We start from the raw sequence: 16,259 nt of genomic DNA on the forward strand, positions 1-16,259 counted from the left end.
GGGATGACTATGGAAAGTCAAAGACTTTGGACGAAAGACTTCATCGGAACATGTTTGAGTAGTCTATTTCTCTTTTTAACATTTTATATGCTCATGACAACCTTACCTATATATGTCATCGACGGACTAAAAGGAAAACCTGAAGAAATAGGTCTAGTTGCAACAGTGTTTCTAATTTCTTCTGTACTTTGTCGACCATTTACAGGTAAATGGCTTGATGATTTAGGAAGAAAGAAAATTTTATTTATCTCTCTCTCACTCTTTTTAGCTGCAACGGTGATGTATTTCGGTGCGCAAAGCTTATTTTTACTGCTTACCCTTCGCTTCTTCCATGGCATCGGATTTGGAATGGCAACGACGGCTACTGGTACAATTGTAACAGATGTAGCCCCAGACCATCGACGCGGTGAAGCGCTCGGCTATTATGGAGTATTTATGAGTTTACCAATGGTTATTGGTCCTTTTTTAGGATTAACTATCATTTCTAAATTCTCATTTACAGTTTTATTTATTGTTTGTTCTATATTTTCTATACTTGCTTTTCTATGCGGACTATTAGTAAACATTCCTGAAGAAAAAACAACTGTGAAAAAAGAAACGAAACGTATGCAGTGGAAAGATTTAATCGAGCCTTCAACAATTCCAATTGCTGTCACAGGCTGCGTACTCTCCTTTGCCTATAGCGGTATCCTTTCATTTATTCCGATTTATGCAAAGGAACTTGGCATGGCCGATATCGCAAGTTATTTCTTTGTCGTATATGCAATTGTAGTTGTTATTTCTCGTCCATTTTCAGGTAAAATATTTGATCGATTCGGAGAAAATGTTCTCATTTATCCCTCTATTATGATATTTATGATTGGAATGTTCACTTTAAGTCAGGCGCAAACGCCATTTTGGTTACTTGCTGCTGGTGTACTTATCGGATTTGGATACGGAACCTTGATTCCAAGCTTCCAAACGATTGCGGTTAGTGTCGCACCACACCATCGACGCGGATCTGCAACAGCTACTTATTTCTCATTTTTTGATACAGGTATTGGTATTGGATCTTTCGTACTAGGTATTATCGCAGCACATTCAAGCTATCATAATATGTATTTTATTTCTTCTATTATCGTTGCGTTTACATTACTTATTTATTATTTCCTTCACGGACGAAAACAAAAGTTCAAAAAGCAAACAACACAAACAAAATTATCTGCTTAATGATATAAGAGAGAGTAAACTTCTATGTTTACTCTCCTTTTTTTGCTCATCAAGATACTTATACCTTATAATGAATGCATAAGGAGGCTTGTTATGAGATTTAAAAAATACCCTCTAATTTTAATCGTTTTGATTTTTTTATTTATATTAACTGGTATGAGCTTTACGTTATTTAAACAAAATAAAGGGGTTCCCTCAGAACAAACAGTAACGAAAAAAAACTGGTTACAAGACCCATATCTTCGTTGGTCTTATTCACATATGCGAGAATTTGCTTCCACAAAAGTTGTCGCTAAAAATCCAAATTATGTATCTTCCCTTCCAGATAACCTGGAAAATTTAGATGATTTACATATCACAGGTGAAAATAATGATAATACGACTGTTCTTCAATTATTAGAAAAATACAAAACAGATGCTTTCATTGTCCTGCACGATGATAAGGTTGTATATGAACGATATTTTCATGGATATAAAGAAAATGAACCACATGGTATGGCTTCATTATCAAAAGTATTTACAGGGCTTCTCATTAGCACACTCATTGAAGAAGGAAAGTTGCAACCCAATATAACTGCAGAAACTTACGTAAAAAAATTACAAGGAACACCATTTGGAAAGGCGACAATTCAACAACTACTAGATATGCAAGTTTCTGTAAATTATCCAACCCACGGCTTTAAACAAGCTGGATTATCTAATCAAGATGCACAATTATATTTAGCGAGTAATCTTCTTCCTCGCGGTAAAAACTATGATGGGCCTTTAAAAATTTATGACATGTTGCTAGAAGCAAACGAAACTGCTGCTCCTGGAGAAAATTTTTCATATGATAATGGTTCCGCCGAAACACTTGGATGGGTGATTCGTACTGTAACAGGAAAATCCCTTGCAGACATGGTAAGTGAACATTTTTGGTCACAAATTGGAGCAGAAGAGGATGCTTATTATGTTGTTGATGAAACAGGAGTGGAACAAGCCAGCGCAGGATTAAATGCAACCGCCCGAGATATGGCAAGGTTCGGAAAAATGATTGCGGACAATGGTGTATATGACGGAAAGCAAATTATTTCTTCTTCTATCATTGATGAAATTAAGAATATTAAAAAAGACGAACTTCCAGTTGGTGATGGTGAAGCATATTCATACCATAATCAATGGTGGATTCCCCATAACGAACATGGTGCATTCGAGGTACATGGGAGTTATGGGCAACGTTTATATATTGATCCAACTGCGCATATGGTTATCGTTCACTTTTCATCAAATGCTAATCATAATGGAGAAATACAATCCACATATGGAGATATGTATTTACAAATCGCTAAGTATTTACAAAAACACTAAAATTAGACCGAAATTCTCAAAGTTTTTGTTACAAAAAGAGTTGTCTTACGGCAGCTCTTTCTCTATGATCATCATTACATTTTTCCATTGTTCTTCTGAAAAGCATAAAGGTTTTAACTGAAATACCATTGAGCACAAATCTTCTATATAACGAACGTTTTCTTGTAAAAATTCCCACCTAAGCAACTTAGGTATATACAAATCTGCAACCTGTTTATTTTGTTCTACTAAAATGTCTACTTCTCTCTCACAAATACCCATTATAAGATATTCTTCCCGCACTTCTTGTTTAACTTTAGAAAATTGCTTGCTATTCTCTTTTATCCCTAATAAACAAGAAAGATAAGAATAAAACAAGTCATCTTCTCTTTCACATACACTCATAATTTTATAAATCTGTTCCTTATTTTTCATAATTTTGCCGCCTTCTCATATATCTTTTGCAGCCATTTTTCTCTTTTTTCTTGTTTACTACTTTTCACAGATTGAAATACAGAACGCTTTATGTTATGTATCCTACAAAAGGACAATATTCCTTTCTTCATCACAATCCATTCAGCTGATCGGTACAAAAGAGCAGCGTACCATAAAGGAGAATCTAATGTATGAATCACCCATGCTTGTTTTCCTGTAAGTAATCCTTTAGGCATTCTCTCTTCATATTTGTAAGCAAAACCTGAAACAAATACTCGGTCAATAAACCCCTTTAATATCGCAGGCATACTCCACCACCAAACTGGATAAATAAAAATGAAGTAATCTGCCTCTGCAACTAATTCCCTATATTTTCTTGTTTCTTCCTCATGCACTAAATCTCTTCTCTTTTTTGTCTCGTTAAAGGTTAGAACCGGATTAAATTGTTCCTTATACAAATCAAGAACGGTTACAGAGTGACTTGTTTTTTGTAATCCTTGTTCTACATGTTTCAAAATAGCAGCATTGAAGCTTGATGGGTTTGGATGCGTGTATACAATCAATATATTCATTGTAAATAACACCTTTCCTTTAATTCCCTTTTGACTTTTCGTGGGCCCACATGCTATTCTAATACATGTCAAAGGGCAAGCCCCTTCGACAAAAGCAACGACACCTATTCGGCGATGGTGTCTTTTTTATTTGTTAGCCGAGAACGCCCATCTTTCGGGGCACATTTAATTTTTGAACACTACACACTCAGCACCATTTCCTTGTAAAAAGACTGCATAGTACAGTCTTTTTATCTACATACCTCGAAAATAAGTGAATTTTCAAATAAATTATAACATAAAAAAGAGAGATCAACTCCCTCTTTTCTCTTTTGCTATGTAGCAAATCCCCTTATCATTATATATTTGTGCGGCCCTGCTAAAGTAATTTTTCCATCCAGTTTTAGTTCATCGAGTAACCGCAATAAATAAAATTGTTGAAGCATCTTTTTTGCAAATTTCCCTTTATGTTCAGAAGCAATATACTCTTGAATATCCAATAACGTAATCGGCTCTTCTTGTTCTTCCATATATTCGTAAATTGCACTGCGCAACGTAATATATTTCTCAAGTGTCACAGTTATGTCCACTCCTTTCTTCTCGTTGTCCATCTTTCATTATCGGTTTTTTTGCAATAAAAAAACCTCTTCGATAAGAAGAAGCGGAACATGTCTCTTCCTTCTTATCTTCCAGAACAAAACTGTTCTGCTGGAATTAGCACCTGCATTGCGGTTGCTGGGTTTCATCGGGCCAGTCCCTCCACCTCTCTGGATAAGAAAATATTCACTTTATCTCTTACTATAATGCATATAACCAAAAAAGTCAATTCCTATAAGAATAATCAGGATTTATTTTTTAGAAAACTATTATATTTTGTTTCGTTTTGCTCATACTACAAATGTATAGACCAAAGGAGGTGCAATCATGCAAAAAAATGCACGTGGTCATGTTCAAGATTCTTGCCAGGCTTTACATGAAGCAAAAAACTGTTTACAAAACGCCTTGCAAACAGTCGAGAAATCAGATAATCGTCAACGCATTGAACAATCTTTACAAGCTGTCCAACATGCGTTGCAACAGTGTGATAGTACGGCAGATATTTTATCTCAAGAATGAAAAATTCCCAAAAATAAAAAGTAAGCACGTATGAATCGTGCTTACTTTTTATTTATTAACTTAATATCAACTCTTATTTTGTTTTTAAACGTTTCTATTAGGAACTTCTTTTTCCCATTCACTTAAAAATGGTACATATCCAAGTTCATTGGGTTCATCAGATAATAAAGAAATAAACTCCAGCTTATTTCCATCATAATCGAGAAAGTAAACACTCGCTGCCGGCATCCAGCTTTGGACAATGGGTTCTTGATTCCCTTTTCCTTGGCTTCCAATCACTTCTATCCCTCTCTCTTCCAGCCATATTTTGGACTGTTTTAAGAAATTCAATTCTACCTCGAAAGCGAAATGATTGAGCTGAATATAAGCATCTGTTGGCACTTCCCATAATCCCAGCATTTGTCGTCTATCTTCTCCTATCCAAAAAAAGGCTACTTTCCTTTCAGGTGATTTTCTCGCTAGCTTTAATCCAAGTTTATTTTGGTAAAAATCAATTGCTCTCTCTAAATCCCTTACATGTAAATGTGTTTCGTATATACTCTTTATCATGTTTTACATCCCTTCTTCGTACTAATGCAATAAATTTCAACTACTGGCAATGGGCGTGTTCCCCATACATTAATTAGTTACAGCGATTATGCCAGGCCAACAGTTATCACTCATCTCTCCCCTTGTTTTCACTCAATTTTACGATAGGGAATTTATATACAAAAGGGGGAAATCTGAAATATCACTCTCTTTATCACTACCAGTATATAGATATATCATTATTACAACATCCATCTGTTGTATCATCTTTCTATTTATGAGTGCAGTACCATAGTATGAGAAACAAAGTATGAATTGGATTCTAATTCCTAAATAGTTAATTAAAAATGCACTTACTTATACATAAAAAAGACACCCCTTACATCATGTAAGAAGTGTCTCAAAAAGCGAACGAATATGTAAGTCGCGATCCTACTGTATATATTTATGTCTTATAAGAAAAACTTATTCCCTATTTACTTGGGAAAACGTGCGTTGCATTTCCTCATTCTAATATACCGTACTTCTTCTTAAAACGTGCCAATATTTTAATCCAAGATGTGCTAAACACCCAAAGAAAAAATACATTGGAAAGTGCATGTGCAAGATCAAAATAAAAACTTGTAATATACGCCTTTATAAAAGTATCCCATGTTAGTTCTTTCAAAAAACCAATAAGAAACCATAAATTCATAACCCAGTTAAAAGCAAATCCTGCAATAAATCCAAAGAGAACTCTTCCCCATAATGTTTTCATCATCCACGTATGACGCAGCAGTCCTGCTGAAAAACCCATCATACCCCAGCAAAACATTTGCCACGGAGTCCAAGGCCCTTGCCCTAGGAATATATTAGAAACTAACGCAGCTGTTGCACCGATAAGAAAACCCGTCTCACTACCAAAAACAATCGCTGATACAATAATAACAAACGAAGTTGGTTGTACACTTGGAATGAAAGAAAATGGTACACGACTAATCGCAGCAATTGCCGCTAGGACAGCTACAAGTACAATTTCACGCGAAACAAAAGCTTTTTTCTCAAAACGCACGTAAAATGGCAACATAATCACAATTAAAAAGAAAAGACTGCACCATATATAATATTGATCCGTCACAAAAGACGTAAATAAAAGTGTAATAATCAACACTAAAAAAACGACTACAACTATACCAGCATATCTTTTGGACACGCCTCAAACACATCCTCCCATGTTAAAGCATACGGCAGTTGTTTACGAATAAAACGATTAACAGATGTTGTATAAAAAAAGTTCTCACTAAAAAAGCGGGCCGGTGTGTCTTCCATAATAATTTTCCCATCAAATAACATGATACAGTTATCCACATATTTTGCTGCAAACTCAATATCATGCGTCGCCATAACAATCGTCGTTCCTTCTTTTTGTAATTGCTGAAACAACTCGCCAAGCTGTTCTTTCTTGCCTGGATCTAATCCCTTTGTCGGTTCATCTAATAATAATAGATTTGGCTTTGACAATAACACTGTACAAAGAGCGATTAATTGCTGTTCTCCGCCGCTACAATCATGCGGATGGCGATTAAGAATATGCAAGATTGAAAACTTCCGAAGCATTTCTTCTACTTTTTCATTCGCTTCTTTTTTATATAATTGTTGCGCACGGCTAAAAAGCTCGTCCCAAACAGTATCATGTGTAAAATGATAGTAAGGGTGCTGCGATACATAACCAATTTTTTTAAAGCGCTCTGTTACTTCTGTTTTATGAATTAACTTACCTTCCCAAATCACTTTTCCTCTGCGACATTTTTGCAGCCCTGCTAAAAGCGTTAATAACGTTGATTTTCCGGTACCATTTTTTCCAACAAGCGCTGTCCATTGTCCCTGTTTAACCGTCAGCATCAAATCCTGCAAAATGAACGGTCCATGTTTTTCATATTGAAATGAAACATGTTTTGCTTGTAACAGTACATCCCTCTTTTCTGCATGTTGCGGAGGGGTATCATACTGAAATTCATTTAAAATCGAACGAATTTGTTTTTGTGCATCACGAACTGTAAACGGAACATTTTCAGCCTTCCATTCTAAAAACAAACGTGGAATTTGCGGAATATATGGGCGAAATGCTTTTACTTTCCACATTTCTGGAATCACTTTATTTGGTTTTCCATCATAGACAATGGTACCTTCATCCATAAAAACAATTCGGTCGGCGAGAGGAACCACTTCATCTAAACGATGCTCACTCAAAATAATTGTAATTCCTAGTTCTTCATGAATTCGTTTCAATAGTCCTAAAAAATCTTTTGCTGCAATTGGATCTAGCTGTGCTGTCGGTTCATCTAATAGCAATAATTTAGGCTGCAAAACAAGTACAGCAGCTAGATTAACAAGCTGCTTTTGTCCACCAGATAACGTATGTACAGATTGATGCAACATATCTTGAAACCCTAAAAAACTAATTAATTCAGCAATTCTTTTTTGAATTACAGTTGTTTCATAGCCGACGTTCTCAAGAGAAAATGCAAGTTCTTGAATCACTGTGTCCATCACAAGCTGATTCTCCGGGTTTTGAAATACCATGCCGATTTCTTGAGCCGATAATAAACCTGGTATTGAATGCAAACATTCCCCATCATAATACATGCCGCCTTCTCTCATTCCAATCGGGAGAAGCTCTTTTTTGAAATGTTTTAATAACGTCGTCTTGCCGCAACCAGAACGTCCTGCCAACACAACAAATTCTCCGTGAGAAACAGATAAAGACACATTACATAAAGCCGCAGACCCCTCGTCTGTATATGTAAACGACAAATCTTTTATTTCTGCATGCGCCACCATAACCACTCCCTTCCTTCTACTAGAATTGGTAGACTTATATACATAAGAAATAGAATAAAGAAAAATAGGTCATTTTGTTGCAAAAGGAGTGATTCTACTTTTGGATAAATCATTAAAACACCATATCCCATACTTATTCCAAAAAGGCAACATACAAATAAAATCACTAAAAAAGCAAGGAAAAACCAATCCCTATGTTCCATACGGTATCGAATATATGTACTTCGTTTTGTCACTCCAAATCCCCGCGCTTGCATAGAATCAGCGGTTTGAAGGGCCTCTTCTAACGAACAAACTAACAATACTTGCAACAGCTTCATACCATTCTGTGCCCTTTCTTTCAGAGAGCCCGCATCCACTTGAACTCCTTTTGACTTTTGCACAAGTGTAATATGAGTGAGACGTCTCATAAATAAAGGGACGAAACGAACGGTAATCATTGTAAGCAATGCTACTTTCGGAGAAATACGGGAAAATAAATATAAAAACTTATGACTTGATATCATTTCATTATAAGAAGCAAACGTAAATAAAATCACCAACAATGATAACGCCATTGTGCATCCATAAATCACTGCTTCTAACGTAATCGGATTATAACCTATATAAAATAAAATTGTACTGTCTCGGTGTGTTAATAACGGATTTATAATTGTAATTATAAGAGCGAAAAAAAGTAAACTTGGTAACATTTTTTTCATTTTTTCTCCATTACCTTGTATGATATTTAATATAAGAATCATACAAATTGCACCAATTAAAAAAACAGGGTGAAGACATACCATACATAGTATAATCACCCCTACATAATACAGAAAATTGACAAGTGGATGCATAGAAGAAAATGCTAATCTCATTACTTGTTACCGATTTTCCTTCCTATAATCTAACGCATAAAACCATTCAATTTTATCTCCTTGTTTCACCTTATACTTGCCCGCACTTATATTGGCATTAGCTCCATTTACACGATACATCCAACCACTTAGGTCACCTTTATCTTTTTCATATAAGTTATTTATCCCGCGAACATATACACTACTTCCAGATCCACTAGCTTCCATTTGAATCCCTTTTTGCTTCATTGTACGAGCCAATACTTTAAAAACTGTATCTCCATCTTGAAGCTCTACTTCAGTTCCTCCTAAGACCGTGCTTTGATCATCACGTACGGATATCGTAACCGTCTTTACCTCTGGTTTTGGTTCCGGTTTCGGTTCCGATTTTGGTTCTGGAGCAGGTTTTACTGATGAAGGAGTCCCTTCAGAATGGACCTGTGCAGACTGTTGGTTTTCAGTTGTTTGTTGTGCATTTTCCTGCTTCGGCGTTTCTTTCGGTTCATTTACAACTTTGGATTTTTCTTGTGATTGTGCCTTTTGCTCTTGATTTTGTGATTGTTCTGCGTTTTGTTTTTGCGCTTGATTCTGTTCGATAGATCTTGAATCCGCAGTTTTTTCTTCTTGCTTCTGTTCTTCTTTTGGTTTTTCTTCTTGTTTCTGTTCTTCTGAAGATTGCTGTTCCTGTTTCTTTTCATCTTTTTGCTCTGTTTGTTTTACAGCTGTCTTTTTATCTGTCTTTACCTCATTTTGACTACACCCAGTGATAAAACTAAGTGAGAAAACAAACAACACAAGCCATTTCAGCATTTTCATCATTTCTCACACCTTTCGTAATAAAATTAGGAGCAAATATTTGCTCCTAATTTCGTCAAGCTGCTTTTCTTCTCCAGATTACATATGCAGCGCCAATGCACAGTACACCAAATGCAGCTGGCATAGCAGTATTTAATCCAGACATACCTGTTTCTGGTAAACTATGTTTTTCTACTTTCGCTTCCTTTTGTACAACTTGATCTTCTGCGGCCACAACAGGCTGTTTATCCGCTTGTTTTTGCTGTTCCTCTGTTACAGATTGATTATTACTAGTTGGTTGTTTTGGCTCTTCCGTTGAGTTATTCCCTTCATTAGTTGGTGTTGAAGCTTTTGTCCAATCGAAAATAGAACCTTTACCATTTAAATAGTTCTTATACTGAACAAGAGCTAACATCGCTTGCTCAGTTGCCATACTATCTTCCTCAGTATCAGTTGGCAACCATTTAAATCCACCTTTCTCTAGTTGATAAGATAGTAAATTTTGAACCGCATTATGATTATTTTTTGTATATGTAGTACTTGTTGGATCTATGTCAGCTGCTGCAAGTCCAAGAACAACTTCTGCTACACTGTTAGCATTTTCTACACCACCGGATGTAAATCCACCTTTATCTGTCTGTGTACTCGCTAAATATTGCTTCGCTTTTTCTAATGCTTGCTTTACTTCCGCTTGATCTTGATATGGTGCTAATGCTGAGAAAACCATGCCAGTTACATCAGCATCACTTGGTTCCTCTAATTTCCCCATATACGCCCATCCGCCATCTGTATGCTGTGATTTTAAAATTGCATTTACTAATGTATCGCGGTTCCATTTCGCGTCAGCTGGCACGTCATATTTTTTTGTATCTAATGCAAGTAGACTAAAAGTATACCCTGTAATAGAATCTATTTTCTCAAAGTTATATAATTTTGAAATTAAGTTATTACCAGCAATATTTGTTGGATCACCTTCTACCGCTGAAACTGCTAAAATTGTACGTGCTAACTCAGTGGAAGAAAAGCTGTTTTCTTTCTCTTTAATACGCTCTGCTAATGATTGTAAATAGTTTGATTTTATCTCTTTAGAAACCTCTTGACCTGACTGAGCTAGACTAATCACTACCCAGTCACTATCTATACCATCTTTCATCATCTTTTGTGCAGTTTTTACAATTGCTTCATCAACTTGCTTCGTTAGATCACCTTTTGTAGGTTCCTGTGGTTTTGGTGTATCAGGTTTGTCTGTACCTGGTTTGTTTGTATCAGGCTGTTTCTTACATGTACCAAGCTCATCTAACACTTGCTGCAAAGTTTGCTGACTCATATTGTTCCAGTCTAAAACAAAACGATAAGCTACAACATCTCCAGCTTCTAGTTTATAGCTATCTGCCCCAACCATCGGTGATTTGTTATTCACTTCATAAGACCAGCCGCTCGTTTCACCAGCCATTAATCCATCGATTCCTTTAACGTATACACCATACTTCGTGTTTTCGGCCGTTACTTTACTCCCCATCTCTTTTTGCAGTAAGCTATAGGCCGTTTCTCCATCTTGAATTGCAACTTCTTTTGGACATAGCATAATTCCTTTTTGTGAATCCCCAACAATCGCTAACGTTGCTGTTTTACCTTCAGCAAAAGCAATATGTACAGTATTTCCAAATGACAAGAAAACTAATGCAATCGTCATGAATGACATGAATAACCATTTTTTCATGTTTTCCATACTATTTATTCCTCCCCTTTCCTAAAAATCACATAAAAAAATACCCACAAAGGGTGCGCATAAACTCTCCTCAAACAAGGGTTCACTGGATGCACAGCACCTCTATCTCAGTAGGTTGTTGCATTTGCATAGGTTAGGTCCCCAGCCTATGCAACAATAACTTTTTGCATCCTCCGATGAAAAATGTAAAAAGTCTTCTCATTTACAGTAGCGAAATAACATAGAAATCCCGCCAAAATCCCTCTTTTTACATAGTGAAATACTATGGCTCTATATAATTCGCAATATTACAAAATTCTGTACTATTTTACTATTTTTATATTTTTTTGTCTATCATTTCTCATATTTACTTTTTAAGAATACTAATATTCTTGTAACTCTCTTTTTAAAGCCTTATATTGATGTACATTTGTATCTGAAAATATTTCTATCATTATTTACATTCAAATTTCCTTTTCTTCACATCATGACTCATGATGAATCGCTTTTTTACATACAATCACACCATCTTCATCAACATAGACATAATCTCCCGGAACCCAAGAAACTCCCCCAAAGGACACAGGAATATTTATCTCTCCTTTCCCTTCTTTCACACTACGTTTTGGCATTGTTGCAATCGCTAGAATACCGAGTTCAATTTTACTAAGTTCTATACAATCACGAACACAGCCATATACAATAATGCCTGCTAATTCTCTTTCCCTTGCAATGTTTGCTAAATTATCACCAAGCAGCGCACAACTTGTTGAGCCTTCTCCGTCTACAACTAACACTGTACCCTTAGGCAACGTTTCTAGCGCTTGCTTTACAAGCACATTATCATCTTTTACTTTCACTGTTGCAATTTTTCCGTGAAACTGCTTTTTCTTTCCGTATGATTGAAACAGAGGCTTACATACTTGCACTTCAGTTTCATATGCATCATAAAGATCTGTTGTTCTCCACATCTTTTTCCCTCTTTTCTTTTCAAAATATATGTTACATATTCTTGTCCTTTCTCATTTTCCCTGTCTTATTTTGCGAAATTTTGTATACTAAAAAGAAGAAATGAAAAGGAAGTGTGTAAAATGAGTAGTAAAACAAACGCTTGTCGTTTATTAGATAAGCATAAAACTCCATATACAATACATGAATATGAGTGGGATGAGGAAAACTTAGATGCAAAACATGTTGCTAAACAAGTAGATTTACAATTAGAACAAGTCTTCAAAACCCTCGTCCTTCGCGGAGATAAAACTGGGGTAATAATGGCTTGTATACCTTCACATAAAGAACTCAATTTAAAAGCATTAGCGTCTGCAAGTAAAAATAAAAAAGTAGAAATGGTTCCAATGAAGGAAATACTAGGATTAACAGGATACATACGCGGCGGTGTTTCACCTCTTGGCGTGAAAAAAAATTATCCACTCTTTATTGACGAATCTGCTGCAAATTCAAATCCAATTAGCATTAGCGCCGGGAAAAGAGGCTTACAAATCTTTATTGATGGTGCAGACTTTATTAAAATAAGCAATGGCATACTTGCATCTATTACTTCATAAAAAATCTGTCTCATACATGAGGCAGATTTTTTACTCTCACTACATTTTTTTAATAAAGTGACACTTCCATATGCGAGCAGCTTACTGCCTGGCAGCAGCGAAACAAAAAAAATTATTTGATAATTCAAACTAAATTTGGTATGATATTTAAAAATTTAAGGAGAGATTGCTTATGTTAAATCGTAATACTTCTTTCCAACTTCATCATCATACATAACGCCTTGTATCCGAAGAATTTTTTCTTCGTGGATACAGGGCTATTCCTGTTACCCACGAAGCGACTATAAAGCTATGTGGGTATTTTTATACCTGCATAGCTTTTTTTATTTCCAAAAGGAGGAATAAACATGAATCTACAAAATGTAAAAGGAACAAAAGACTATTTACCAGAAGAACAAGTGCTGCGTAATACAATTAAACGAACTTGTGAAGAAACATTTGAAGCTTATGGCTGTAAACCATTAGAAACTCCGATTTTGAATATGTACGATTTAATGGCTTATAAATATGGAGGAGGTGCTGAAATTTTAAAAGAAATGTATACCCTACGTGACCAAGGAGATCGTGAACTTGCACTGCGTTACGATTTAACAATTCCTTTCGCAAAAGTTGTAGCTATAAATCCAGAAATTCGTCTTCCGTTTAAACGTTATGAAATTGGGAAAGTATTTCGTAATGGCCCAATTAAACAAGGAAGATTTCGAGAGTTTATACAGTGCGATGTAGATATTGTTGGAGTTGAATCCGTTATAGCAGAAGCGGAATTAATGGTAATGGCTCTCGACATATTTAAAAAATTAAGCCTAGATGTAACCATTCAATATAACAATCGCAAGCTATTAACAGGAATATTACAAGCCATACAGATACCTGAATCACAAATGCAAGGTGTTATTTTATCTGTAGATAAACTTGAGAAAATCGGTATTGAAGGTGTAAGAAATGATTTAATAAATCGAGGAATACAAAGCGAAACTATTGATACATTATGTAAAACGTTGGAAACATGTATGTCTATGCAGCTCTCTGAGTTTGATAAGATATTCTCTAATCCACTAGTAAAGGAAGGAGTTACTGAACTCCAAGAACTTAAACAATACTTAATTGCACTTGGAATTGAATCTAATACAGTATTTTCTCCTTTTCTTGCAAGAGGTCTCACAATGTATACAGGAACGATTTATGAAATCTTTTTAACTGATGGCAGTATTACCTCTAGCATTGGCAGTGGTGGTCGTTATGATAATATTATCGGTGCATTTCGAGGCGATAATAAATCTTATCCAACAGTTGGAATTTCATTTGGTTTAGATGTCATATATACTGCTCTCTTACAAAAAGAACTTGTATCTCCTTCTGTCAATGTCTTTATCATTCCACTTGGAACACAAGCAGAATGTTTAAAAATTGCACACACACTGCGAACAAATGAGAATTTAAAAATAGAGCTTGAACTCACAGATCGTAAACTAAAACGAGCTCTTAACTATGCAAACAAAGAAAATATTCCATATGTACTTATTATTGGTGAAGACGAAATAAATGCAAATGTCGCTGTTTTACGAAATATGAAGGAAGGAACTGAACAAACTATCCCGCTAGCTTGTATTGAAAATGGAACTTTAAAGCAATTTTTATATCGTTAACGAGTAGTTCTAGAGAACAAGAAGTGGGTGAGAATCTTCCCACTTCTTGTTAGTTAAACCAATCCCGCATCTACTTCACCCATATGCTTTATTAAAAAATTGTATTATGTATTTTACAACGAATCTTAACTAAAAATAAAAGAAGAAACGTACAAATCTGCTACGTTTCTCCTTTTATAACACGGATTATATATAAGAGAAGATTTATTTTCGCCTTCATTGCCAATTAAAGCTTATTCAAAAGTTGATTTAAATCTTGCTTTGTTTTCGTAGTTAACGTTTTTATTTTCTTTAAATCTTGTTTTTGTTTGCCCATTTCAACAATTAGTGGGTATAAATTTAGCTCGATTGATTTATAATCGGATGCATGCTTTGTTTCAACTTCTTTCTCAACTACATCCCATTTATCAGTCAGCTGCTTTCCTAAATTATTTACAGTTTCTTGCTTAGGATTTGCTTTCAATTGCTTGTCCACTTCTTCTATTAACTGTACAACTTCTTTTACTCCACTTTTCATACTAGCATTTTGCTTTGCATTTGTTGATTTTGTTTCTTTTGTTCCGTTTTTCTCATTTTTCGTTTGTTCTGTATTCGTTGATTTCGTTTCAGTTTTCTCATTTGTAGCTTGTTCTGCACTTGTTGTTTTTGAGTCCTTCTCTTCATTTTTACTCGTATTTTTTTGTTCTGCGCTTGTTGTTTTCGCTTCTTCTTGAGCGTTTGTTTGTTCCTTTTTACTTTGGTTTGCTTGATCTTTTTCTGAGGTACCGCAAGCTGTAATAGAGAGCATCGTTCCAATTGCCAATGAAGCAATCGATATTTTTTTAAAATTCATAATAAGCCTCCTAATATTACAAATTCACCTCCCAAATAGTTTTCTATATACTTCCAAAAACTCCTTTTTGTTATTTATTAAAAATACAATTTTCTCAATAAAATCCTCCCGTCGAATGAATAACCTGCCCCGTCACCCACGCTGCTTCTTCACTTGCTAAAAAAGCAATCAACTGCGCTGCGTCCTTTGGCTCTCCAACTCTTCCTGTCGGAAATCTTGTTGCAAGATATTGTTTCATTTCTTCATTCATCCACCCTGTATTCGTTGGTCCTGGATTAACCGCATTTACTGTAATCCCCTTTTTCGCAGCAGCAGGTGCAACTGAAGCTGTAAATGTTTCAATAGCCCCCTTTGTTACAGCATATGCAAGCTCATCTGGCATCGGTCCTAAGGATTGTCCAGACGTAAGGTTAATAATTCGCCCGCCTTTTTCTTTTGTAAAATGTTTTATAAATAGTGAACTTAATAAAATTGGTGCTCTTACATTCACTGTATAATGTGAATCTAACTTTTCCACATCGATTGACTCATAATTTGTATTTACAGAATACGTAGCATTATTTACTAAAATTGTCGGCTCTCCCAAACGTTCTGATACCATATATAACAAACGGTTCGGCGCATAAGACTGCGCCAAATTAATCTCAGTCATATCACAACGCACACCAAAACTTTCAATTTCTTCTTTTAATAAAAACGGTTCATCGCTCTTCATTCCCCAAGGCATCGCTTTATCATAGCGAGACCAATAAGTAAAAAAGATATCTATCCCTTTCTGAGCCAATTCTTTGCACACAGCTGCTCCAATACCACGTAACCGCGTTGCACCTGTGACAATTGCAATTTTTCTCATAGCGACTTCTCCTCTCATATAATAAATCCTCTGTATAGT

Annotated in this window: 16 protein-coding genes, 1 pseudogene and 1 riboswitch; of the genes and pseudogenes, 5 read left to right on the forward strand and 12 right to left on the reverse strand. The window is 35.5% G+C overall.

Going from position 1 to position 16,259, the window contains the following annotated elements; genetic code table 11:
- Positions 1 to 9 precede the first annotated feature (9 nt).
- Positions 10 to 1,209: an MFS transporter gene (locus WAX78_RS03700; RefSeq protein ID WP_336480929.1), complete on the forward strand. Its 1,200-nt coding sequence runs from the start codon at positions 10 to 12 to the stop codon at positions 1,207 to 1,209.
- Positions 1,210 to 1,302: 93 nt separating this feature from the next.
- Positions 1,303 to 2,556, forward strand: coding sequence for a serine hydrolase domain-containing protein (locus WAX78_RS03705; RefSeq protein ID WP_336480930.1), 1,254 nt, complete (start codon positions 1,303 to 1,305; stop codon positions 2,554 to 2,556).
- A gap of 45 nt (positions 2,557 to 2,601) precedes the next feature.
- Here the strand turns inward: WAX78_RS03705 and WAX78_RS03710 are convergent, their stop codons facing one another.
- The 3 genes and pseudogenes from WAX78_RS03710 to WAX78_RS03720 form a co-directional block, all read right to left on the reverse strand.
- Positions 2,602 to 2,970, reverse strand: a complete 369-nt coding sequence (locus WAX78_RS03710; RefSeq protein WP_336480931.1) for a hypothetical protein — start codon at positions 2,968 to 2,970, stop codon at positions 2,602 to 2,604.
- Positions 2,967 to 3,542 carry an NAD(P)H-dependent oxidoreductase gene (locus WAX78_RS03715; RefSeq protein WP_336480932.1) on the reverse strand — a complete coding sequence of 192 codons (576 nt, stop codon included), beginning with the start codon at positions 3,540 to 3,542 and terminating at the stop codon, positions 2,967 to 2,969. Before WAX78_RS03715 ends, WAX78_RS03710 begins: the two co-directional genes overlap by 4 nt.
- 291 nt (positions 3,543 to 3,833) lie before the next feature.
- Positions 3,834 to 4,132: pseudogene (locus tag WAX78_RS03720) on the reverse strand (hypothetical protein).
- A gap of 68 nt (positions 4,133 to 4,200) precedes the next feature.
- A riboswitch (SAM riboswitch) is annotated at positions 4,201 to 4,299 on the reverse strand.
- Positions 4,300 to 4,445: 146 nt separating this feature from the next.
- On the opposite strand from WAX78_RS03720, the gene WAX78_RS03725 reads away from it, so the two are divergent.
- On the forward strand, positions 4,446 to 4,637 hold the full coding sequence (locus tag WAX78_RS03725) for a hypothetical protein (protein WP_336480933.1): 192 nt from the start codon (positions 4,446 to 4,448) through the stop codon (positions 4,635 to 4,637).
- Between the two features lie 84 nt (positions 4,638 to 4,721).
- On the opposite strand, the gene WAX78_RS03730 is transcribed toward WAX78_RS03725, so the two are convergent.
- From WAX78_RS03730 to rraA, 7 genes are all read right to left on the reverse strand, one after another.
- Positions 4,722 to 5,186, reverse strand: coding sequence for a VOC family protein (locus WAX78_RS03730; protein WP_336480934.1), 465 nt, complete (start codon positions 5,184 to 5,186; stop codon positions 4,722 to 4,724).
- A gap of 484 nt (positions 5,187 to 5,670) precedes the next feature.
- The gene (locus WAX78_RS03735; RefSeq protein WP_336480935.1) at positions 5,671 to 6,357 is read right to left on the reverse strand and encodes an ECF transporter S component; all 687 of its coding nucleotides are present in this window, start codon (positions 6,355 to 6,357) and stop codon (positions 5,671 to 5,673) included.
- The gene (locus WAX78_RS03740) at positions 6,333 to 7,985 is read right to left on the reverse strand and encodes an ABC transporter ATP-binding protein (protein WP_336480936.1); all 1,653 of its coding nucleotides are present in this window, start codon (positions 7,983 to 7,985) and stop codon (positions 6,333 to 6,335) included. The genes WAX78_RS03735 and WAX78_RS03740 overlap by 25 nt, the downstream gene beginning before the upstream one ends.
- Positions 7,964 to 8,842, reverse strand: a complete 879-nt coding sequence (locus WAX78_RS03745) for an energy-coupling factor transporter transmembrane component T (RefSeq protein ID WP_336480937.1) — start codon at positions 8,840 to 8,842, stop codon at positions 7,964 to 7,966. The genes WAX78_RS03740 and WAX78_RS03745 overlap by 22 nt, the downstream gene beginning before the upstream one ends.
- 6 nt (positions 8,843 to 8,848) lie before the next feature.
- Positions 8,849 to 9,637 carry a DUF4430 domain-containing protein gene (locus WAX78_RS03750; RefSeq protein WP_336480938.1) on the reverse strand — a complete coding sequence of 263 codons (789 nt, stop codon included), beginning with the start codon at positions 9,635 to 9,637 and terminating at the stop codon, positions 8,849 to 8,851.
- A 55-nt stretch (positions 9,638 to 9,692) separates the two neighbouring features.
- Complete coding sequence (locus WAX78_RS03755) at positions 9,693 to 11,345, reverse strand: DUF4430 domain-containing protein (RefSeq protein ID WP_336480939.1); 1,653 nt, start codon at positions 11,343 to 11,345, stop codon at positions 9,693 to 9,695.
- A gap of 464 nt (positions 11,346 to 11,809) precedes the next feature.
- Positions 11,810 to 12,295 carry a ribonuclease E activity regulator RraA gene (gene rraA / locus WAX78_RS03760; protein WP_336480940.1) on the reverse strand — a complete coding sequence of 162 codons (486 nt, stop codon included), beginning with the start codon at positions 12,293 to 12,295 and terminating at the stop codon, positions 11,810 to 11,812.
- 120 nt (positions 12,296 to 12,415) lie between these two features.
- Between rraA and ybaK the strand changes: the two genes are divergently transcribed.
- Together ybaK and WAX78_RS03770 are read left to right on the forward strand one after the other, a co-directional pair.
- Positions 12,416 to 12,889, forward strand: coding sequence for a Cys-tRNA(Pro) deacylase (gene ybaK / locus WAX78_RS03765; protein ID WP_336480941.1), 474 nt, complete (start codon positions 12,416 to 12,418; stop codon positions 12,887 to 12,889).
- Positions 12,890 to 13,236: 347 nt separating this feature from the next.
- Positions 13,237 to 14,535 (forward strand): histidine--tRNA ligase, encoded by a 1,299-nt coding sequence (locus WAX78_RS03770; protein WP_336480942.1) that lies wholly within the window; start codon positions 13,237 to 13,239, stop codon positions 14,533 to 14,535.
- Positions 14,536 to 14,761: 226 nt separating this feature from the next.
- On the opposite strand, the gene WAX78_RS03775 is transcribed toward WAX78_RS03770, so the two are convergent.
- Positions 14,762 to 15,367 (reverse strand): hypothetical protein, encoded by a 606-nt coding sequence (locus tag WAX78_RS03775; RefSeq protein WP_336480943.1) that lies wholly within the window; start codon positions 15,365 to 15,367, stop codon positions 14,762 to 14,764.
- A gap of 94 nt (positions 15,368 to 15,461) precedes the next feature.
- A complete protein-coding gene (locus WAX78_RS03780) occupies positions 15,462 to 16,220 on the reverse strand; it encodes an SDR family oxidoreductase (RefSeq protein WP_336480944.1) in 759 nt (252 codons plus the stop codon).
- Positions 16,221 to 16,259 lie beyond the last annotated feature (39 nt).

Source organism: Bacillus yunxiaonensis (assembly GCF_037104695.1).
Taxonomy (GTDB): Bacteria; Bacillota; Bacilli; order Bacillales; family Bacillaceae_G; genus Bacillus_A; species Bacillus_A yunxiaonensis.